The following is a 6,506-nucleotide window of genomic DNA, read 5'->3' as shown; positions in this document are numbered from 1 at the left end:
GCTTTGTGGCGGTTATATTTATATTTCTTTAACTTTAGTTATGAAGAGGCAATTAGAGGGGCATCGTTACTTAGATATCTTGGATGTTATGTTATAGCTATCGGAATGATTGCAGCTTCGTATGTTAAAAATAGTATTTTCTTACACAAGCAAAGTAATAAAGAGTTATTTATATTCCCTCTGCTTCTTGCTGTTTCTACGTTTTCCGTAGTAAAAAATATACTAAGAATCAAACACTTAAACTTAGAACAAAAGAATTTTATCCAGCAAACAACAGAAGTTAAAAAGCTATTGGAGCAAGGTAATAAAATTGAATTTAACTTTAGCGGTAAGAAAGATAATTTACAATGTTATATATTAAATTATAATCTAGTACCATATTTAGGTAAGAAATCCTTACAAGAATGCATAAAAGCTCCTAAAGAAGCGATTATAGAAACAAAGGAAGCAGCGGTATACGCTCCTTTTAAATAGCGTTGAGGATTTGTTGCACAGTTCCTATGTTATTCCTGTGTGGGCTTGTTGTGTAGATATTACCCCATCATTGCGAGCAATTGTAGTACTTGCGTGGCAATCTCATAAAATAATAACAGACTTCTGAGATTGCTTCGTCAATTGCTATGCAATTTCCGTAGCTCAGACGGGAAAGCTGATTCACGCAACAACATCACGCGAGAATAACATAAAACCAATATAGATTTTAACAATTATGGATATAAAATATAATTTAGCTGCTGCTTACCGAATAATGGCGTATTTATCGCTGGATGATCATACTTATACGCATCTATCCGCAAGACCTAAAAATGCCGATTTTTACTATATTTATCCTTTTGGACTAAGATTTGAAGAAGTAACTACAAAGAATCTTTTAAAAGTTAGTTTAGACGGACAAATTTTAGAAGGGGAAGAATATCAATATAATAAAACCGGTTACTTTATTCATGGTAGTATTTATAAAACACGCCCTGATATTTCTGCCATTTTTCATTATCATACTCCTGCAGCTATTGCCGTTTCTGCTTTAAAATGCGGGCTTTTACCGATCAGTCAATGGGCATTACATTTTTACGATAGAATATCATATCATAATTATAATTCTCTAGTACTAGATGCCGACAAACAGAGTAGTAGACTTGTTACTGACCTTAAACAGAATTATGTGATGTTACTTCGTAATCACGGTGCTATTACCTGCGGCAAAACTATTCATGAAGCTATGTTTTATACTTACCATTTAGAACAAGCTTGTAAAACGCAATGCCTACTAAATTCTACAAAAGAACAAGAGCTTATAATTCCTTCCGTAGAAATATGTAAGCAGACGGTAAAAGACTTATTATCGTTTGAAGAAGATTTAGGCAAACGTGACTGGGCAGCTTGGCTACGACTTGTGAAGATGTGATCACAATACTACGACCCCAGCGGCTTTACTTGCTTGTTTTAAGGATTTATCAAGTGTTGCTATTGGTAACCCACAGCGTAATGCTAGCTCTAAATAGCTAGCATCATAAAGTGTTAATCCATATTGTACGGCTAAATCCATTGTCTCAAACCATATATGTTCCAGTGTTATTTGATCAATTTTGATGTAAAGATCCTTTAAAGTATAAATTGCTTGGTGACGTTGATTTGCAGTAAGACGTTTTGCACGCTCTGCACATAATAATACATTTCCAATCTCAAGCCCCCAAATAGCAGGGACAATTGCTCTTTCTGTTATGGTTTTATCTAGTATATCCAAGCTTGCTACTTCATCAGGCATAAGCCATGATAAAGCAATTGAAGAATCTAAAACAAAAGAGACCATTTTTTACTTCTTACCCTCATTTTTGTAATTTAGCCATACTTCTAAATCCGATGGTTGTAAATTAATTTCTTTTGCAAGTTTTCGCAGTCTAAGAGCTGCAATCTTTGCTATTTCAATATTATTATGAGAATCAATAGGAACAATTTTTGCAGCAGCTTTCCCTCTTTTAGTAATTAAAATTTCTTCACCTTTACTAGCTCGGTCTAATAATTTAGAAAAATGGGTTTTAGCATCAAAGGCTGTAATTGTGTTTTTCATATAATTAACTAGTTAATTAACTAGTCAGTTATAACATATTTTAAATTTAAATGTCAAAAACTTTAATAGACATCTTTCCAAACGCTTATAGAGAGGAATTTAAAGGAGCTACGGAAGCACTTATCACCGCAGCGTACACACTAGTACGTGAGGATACGAGTCTAGGCTTGATGTATAAATTACCTCTAGAAGCGAAGTTTGAGAAAATGTCTAATGCCTACAACCGCTACCGTGAATATGTGGAGGATGGAGTTTTATATGTTTTAGCATCTTTTTAAGTAATGTATCACGCTTAAGTTTTGATAAATAATCTAAGAAAGTTTTGCCGTTTAAATAATCTATTTCATGCTGAATTACAGTTGCTAAAAAGCCTTCTGCTGCTAGTTCTTGCTTATTACTGTTATAATCAAGATATTTTACCTTGATTGCTTTTGATCGTGTAATAGATGCTTCAATGCCTGGAAACGATAAAGAACCCTCAATAACAGTTTGTTTTTCTTCCGAAAAATAAGTTATGTCCGGATTAATAAAAACTATAGGCGATAATTTATTATTTTCATGTAGGTCAACTACCGCTATACGCTTTCATATTCCTACCATATTAGCACCCAAGCCCACTACCCTTTCTATATGTAAATTCTGAAGCATTTTATCGACAATAGTACGAATATTATTATCAACAATGTCTATATATTCTGCTTGTTTTTTAAAAATATAGTTTGGTGCATAAACTATTTGATAGTAAGGTTTATCTTGATTCATTAATATACTCCGATAAATGAAGAGTTATTTTTGCATTGCTAAATAAAGATAGATATCGTTATTGCGAGTGAGCATTGTTGCGTAGACCGGTTTTCCCGTCATTGCGAAGAAATTACAAAGTAATTGACGAAACAATCCAGTAAAAAATTCTAATTTACAGAATTTTTTAATTATTTTCTAGATTGCCACGCAGCCTATGGCTGCTCACAATGATGACTCAGTGTCCATGCAACAACGCCTCCTTGCAATAGTGTAGCTTTTTCAAACCATCAATATTTATTTAGCAATACCATTATTTCATTACGATAGCTGATAATATATTCTGATTATAAGGTTCTTGCAAATGATATGAGCGTCTTTTACTTGGATATTTTAACGGATTTGTGTAAGTATCTTCAGCAATATTTTTTATATCTTTGACGCCTGCTTCTTTAAGTTTTAACTCTACAAAAGCCGGTAAATCAAACATATAATGATTTTCTTTTATAGAGTTTATAAAAAACTGTTTATTGTTAATATCCTTACTTAAGAAAGCTTTATAATATTCATCATCAACTTCATATGAACTTTGAGCTATAGCAGGACCTATCACTGCTATTAAATTCTTTGCTCCTTTTTCTGTTATTTTAGTAACTATATTACTAATAATATTATTTATACTTCCTTTCCAACCTGCATGTGCCGCTCCGATTATTTTACCGTCGCCGCTTGCAAGTAATACCGGTACACAATCTGCCGATTGTACCGCTAATACTAAATTTTTCTTAGTTGTAATGCTGCCATCTGCTTCAGGTACGGCAATTATGGACTCATCAGCATTAACAATTTGATTGCCATGTACTTGGTTTAAAATTAAAATATCTTGTGCTTTAAAATAAGTAGTAATAGATTTTTTGTTTTCAACTATTTCTGTTTCATTTATAGAGTTATTTTTTTTTATATATCTATGACTAGAATTATTGAATGTTTTATCAAAAATTTTATAATAAACTGATCCGTTTATTAATCCTTCCATGAAAATACTCCATATTAATTATAATAGTTTTATTAATACTTTATCCGGTCGTTTACAAAAAAATAAACGGCTAGAAAAAATAATAGCACAATTTCATCAAGACTATAACCTAATCCCTATTATCGGCGTAGAAATAGAGTTTTATTTAAGTCACAATATTGATATAGCTAAATTTGAAATACTTTCAAGAAAATACTTAGCTAGATTTAAAATTGCTAAAATAAAAAAAGAAAAAGGTAATAACCAATTTGAAATAGATCTTCCCCCTTCTGTAAACTTAATACAATATATAAAAAATATATTAGAGGTTAAAACTATTTTAAAAAAAATGGCACAGCAGTTAAACGGTTATATAGATTTTTCGCCTAAGCCGTTTTTGGATGATTATGGCAATAGTATGCATTTTCATATTAATTTTAATTCCGAGTTCAATGATTATTTTTTAGCAGCGCAAGGGCTATGTCACTATATGTTAGACACCCTACTCGTTTTTATGCCTACTACTCTAGATTATTCACGGATAAATAAAAAATTTATGGCTCCTACGCATATATCGTACGGTGGAAATAATAGAAGCGTAGCCGTACGAACCCCAAATGCTTTTCCCAAACGTTTAGAACATCGCTTATCTTCCCCCGAAACCGATCCATATATAGCAATTTTTACTATTTTAAAGTCAATATTGTTGGCTTTAAAATCTCCAAGTTCGCTCCAAACAATAGAAAAAATTTACGGGAATGCTTTCGATCCACAATATAATTTAACTCCATTACCGACATCATCTCAGGAGAGCTTTATGTTATTTAAACCAGATTTTTTTTTTAATAATTTGTATTTTGTGCACAAAACCTAAAAACTAAACAATAATTGTTTTTTACAACTAAAATAAAGATTGATATAAAATATTAAATATAAAACTGCCGAAATTGTTTCAATTAATTATTTTATTTTTGTAAAACTAAATACTGATTAAGTGCTTTAAGCTGCACTTCACTCCATATTTTCATAATTTTTCATTAGATAATTAAATTCTGCACCATAGATAAATATCATATTTATAATATAGAAGAATATTAATGTAACTATTATACTACCAAGGGAACCATACATTAGATTTAATTGATTATAGTAGACTATATAAGTTGAAAGCAAATAACCGCTTATTATCCATAATATCACAGTTAATAAAGCCCCTGGAAATACATCAATAAAATTTAGTTTTACATTAGGTAATATATAATACAAAGACGAGGCACCTAAAAATAATAAAATTAAAATTAAAGAATATCTTATAAAATTTAAAATGATCTTATATTTTTCAATGGTCTCTAATATTATCGGAATTTTTGTAAATAATATTGGAATAACCACTAAAAGAAACATAGTAAAGGTAATCAATGCACTAATTATAAGAAACTGTATAATACTAAGTAATCTTCTTCTTATATAAGGGGGTGGAGATTTTATTTGATATACACGATTTAAAATAGTCCTTAAACATTCTACAAAAGAAGAAGCAGTCCAAATACTGCCTACTATGGCAAGATTCATTAAACTTTGAGGAGGAGCACTTAGTAATTCTCGTATTCTTTTTTCTATTGATTCCGTTGCTTGTTCCGGAAGACTCTCTAGAAAAATTTGTATAAAATTTTGACCAAGTTCTGAAGCTCCTAAAAAGCTTGTTAAAGCTAATAAGAATACTAGGAAAGGGAAAATAGATAAAAGTATCATGAATGACATATATCCCGAATGTTCAACGCCATCATCTTCTATTGTTCTAAATAAGGCTACGTAAAGACAATTAAAAATTTTTCTCATTATAAAAGTTAAGTTGTTATTATTAATTTTATATTTTTCTATAATATACCAAAATTTTATTTCTTTATAAATTGTAATTTGTGCTTCAGTAAATAAGTTTTTAAAACATAAGGTATTCATATTTTAAAAATAATTTTAAAGTTTTTATGATATTTTTATTTGATAAGAAATAATTTTATTCTTTAATAATTATTTACCAAATGATTACAAAAAACTTAAAAAATGTTATTTTATAGTTGCTTATAATATTAATTTATGGTATTATTTCTACTTACACTTGGATAAATTTAATGGTATTAAATTATTAATAACCACATATGTTTTATAATAATATAGGATAATATAATTTTTGTTCAAAGAAAATTTTTAAATATAGATATAATTAGTAACCAAGGAGAGGATAATGGGTAGAAAAAACGATATTATACAAAAAATCGATAGTTTTATCGGCAAGAAAATTTATTCTTTAAGACTCGCTAAGGGGTTGTCTCGTCAACAACTTGCTGAAGTAATTGATGTTACGCATCAACAATTACAAAAATACGAAAAAGCAATTAATAGAATTTCTGTAGGAAGGCTAGTACTAATCGCAGAAGCTTTAGATAGGAATATTGATTATTTCTTTGAAGGTTTAGAAGAAGCTAATAAACCGCAGCCCGTACATACTCAACATCAACGTATGTGCATTGAAGTGTCAAGAAATTTTATGAAAATTAATAGCACGGAAGAACAACAAGCCGTTAATAATTTAGTAAAATGTTTAGCTGGAAAAGAAAAACTAAAAACTAATGCATAAAGGCAAGCTGCCATCCTGATTATGTTATGATATCATTTATGTCATCC

Annotated in this window: 8 protein-coding genes and 3 pseudogenes; 5 read left to right on the top strand and 6 right to left on the bottom strand. The window is 30.0% G+C overall.

What is annotated here, in order from left to right:
* Nucleotides 1-474 (top strand): annotated as a pseudogene (locus RGRA_RS0104275) (hypothetical protein); the annotation flags it as partial.
* 235 nt (nt 475-709) lie between these two features.
* Nucleotides 710-1,405, top strand: coding sequence for a class II aldolase/adducin family protein (locus RGRA_RS0104270; RefSeq protein WP_017442942.1), 696 nt, complete (start codon nt 710-712; stop codon nt 1,403-1,405).
* On the opposite strand, the gene RGRA_RS0104265 is transcribed toward RGRA_RS0104270, so the two are convergent.
* On the bottom strand, nt 1,406-1,810 hold the full coding sequence (locus tag RGRA_RS0104265; RefSeq protein WP_017442941.1) for a type II toxin-antitoxin system VapC family toxin: 405 nt from the start codon (nt 1,808-1,810) through the stop codon (nt 1,406-1,408).
* Between the two features lie 3 nt (nt 1,811-1,813).
* The gene (locus RGRA_RS0104260) at nt 1,814-2,068 is read right to left on the bottom strand and encodes a type II toxin-antitoxin system Phd/YefM family antitoxin (protein WP_014409207.1); all 255 of its coding nucleotides are present in this window, start codon (nt 2,066-2,068) and stop codon (nt 1,814-1,816) included.
* 50 nt (nt 2,069-2,118) lie between these two features.
* Between RGRA_RS0104260 and RGRA_RS0104255 the strand changes: the two genes are divergently transcribed.
* The gene (locus RGRA_RS0104255; protein ID WP_017442940.1) at nt 2,119-2,346 is read left to right on the top strand and encodes a palindromic element RPE1 domain-containing protein; all 228 of its coding nucleotides are present in this window, start codon (nt 2,119-2,121) and stop codon (nt 2,344-2,346) included.
* Here the strand turns inward: RGRA_RS0104255 and def are convergent.
* From def to pgeF, 3 genes and pseudogenes are all read right to left on the bottom strand, one after another.
* A pseudogene (gene def / locus RGRA_RS08855) lies at nt 2,279-2,830 on the bottom strand (peptide deformylase). The gene RGRA_RS0104255 and the pseudogene def sit on opposite strands and share 68 nt — an antisense overlap.
* Before the next feature lie 88 nt (nt 2,831-2,918).
* Nucleotides 2,919-3,021: pseudogene (locus tag RGRA_RS14335) on the bottom strand (lytic transglycosylase domain-containing protein); the annotation flags it as partial.
* 101 nt (nt 3,022-3,122) lie between these two features.
* Nucleotides 3,123-3,845: a peptidoglycan editing factor PgeF gene (gene pgeF, locus RGRA_RS0104245; RefSeq protein WP_012150859.1), complete on the bottom strand. Its 723-nt coding sequence runs from the start codon at nt 3,843-3,845 to the stop codon at nt 3,123-3,125.
* Here pgeF and RGRA_RS0104240 point away from each other — a divergent pair.
* Nucleotides 3,844-4,698 (top strand): type I glutamate--ammonia ligase, encoded by an 855-nt coding sequence (locus RGRA_RS0104240; RefSeq protein WP_017442939.1) that lies wholly within the window; start codon nt 3,844-3,846, stop codon nt 4,696-4,698. The genes pgeF and RGRA_RS0104240 overlap by 2 nt on opposite strands.
* 137 nt (nt 4,699-4,835) lie before the next feature.
* On the opposite strand, the gene RGRA_RS0104235 is transcribed toward RGRA_RS0104240, so the two are convergent.
* The gene (locus tag RGRA_RS0104235; protein WP_024547297.1) at nt 4,836-5,663 is read right to left on the bottom strand and encodes a YihY/virulence factor BrkB family protein; all 828 of its coding nucleotides are present in this window, start codon (nt 5,661-5,663) and stop codon (nt 4,836-4,838) included.
* A 403-nt stretch (nt 5,664-6,066) separates the two neighbouring features.
* On the opposite strand from RGRA_RS0104235, the gene RGRA_RS0104230 reads away from it, so the two are divergent.
* Entirely contained in the window at nt 6,067-6,459 is a 393-nt protein-coding gene (locus RGRA_RS0104230) for a helix-turn-helix domain-containing protein (RefSeq protein ID WP_011271056.1), read from the top strand.
* Nucleotides 6,460-6,506: the final 47 nt, after the last annotated feature.

This window comes from Rickettsia gravesii BWI-1 (genome assembly GCF_000485845.1).
GTDB classification, from domain to species: Bacteria; Pseudomonadota; Alphaproteobacteria; order Rickettsiales; family Rickettsiaceae; genus Rickettsia; species Rickettsia rickettsii.
The sequence above is the reverse complement of the archived record's forward strand: the minus strand, read 5'-3'. Positions and strand labels throughout refer to the sequence as shown.

Coding starts and splice junctions, on each gene's coding strand:
- RGRA_RS0104265 (WP_017442941.1), bottom strand. CDS start 1,810: ATGGTCTCTTTTGTTTTAGATTCTTCAATTGCTTTATCATGGCTTATG.
- RGRA_RS0104240 (WP_017442939.1), top strand. CDS start 3,844: ATGAAAATACTCCATATTAATTATAATAGTTTTATTAATACTTTATCC.
- pgeF (WP_012150859.1), bottom strand. CDS start 3,845: ATGGAAGGATTAATAAACGGATCAGTTTATTATAAAATTTTTGATAAA.
- RGRA_RS0104230 (WP_011271056.1), top strand. CDS start 6,067: ATGGGTAGAAAAAACGATATTATACAAAAAATCGATAGTTTTATCGGC.
- RGRA_RS0104255 (WP_017442940.1), top strand. CDS start 2,119: ATGTCAAAAACTTTAATAGACATCTTTCCAAACGCTTATAGAGAGGAA.
- RGRA_RS0104270 (WP_017442942.1), top strand. CDS start 710: ATGGATATAAAATATAATTTAGCTGCTGCTTACCGAATAATGGCGTAT.
- RGRA_RS0104260 (WP_014409207.1), bottom strand. CDS start 2,068: ATGAAAAACACAATTACAGCCTTTGATGCTAAAACCCATTTTTCTAAA.
- RGRA_RS0104235 (WP_024547297.1), bottom strand. CDS start 5,663: ATGAGAAAAATTTTTAATTGTCTTTACGTAGCCTTATTTAGAACAATA.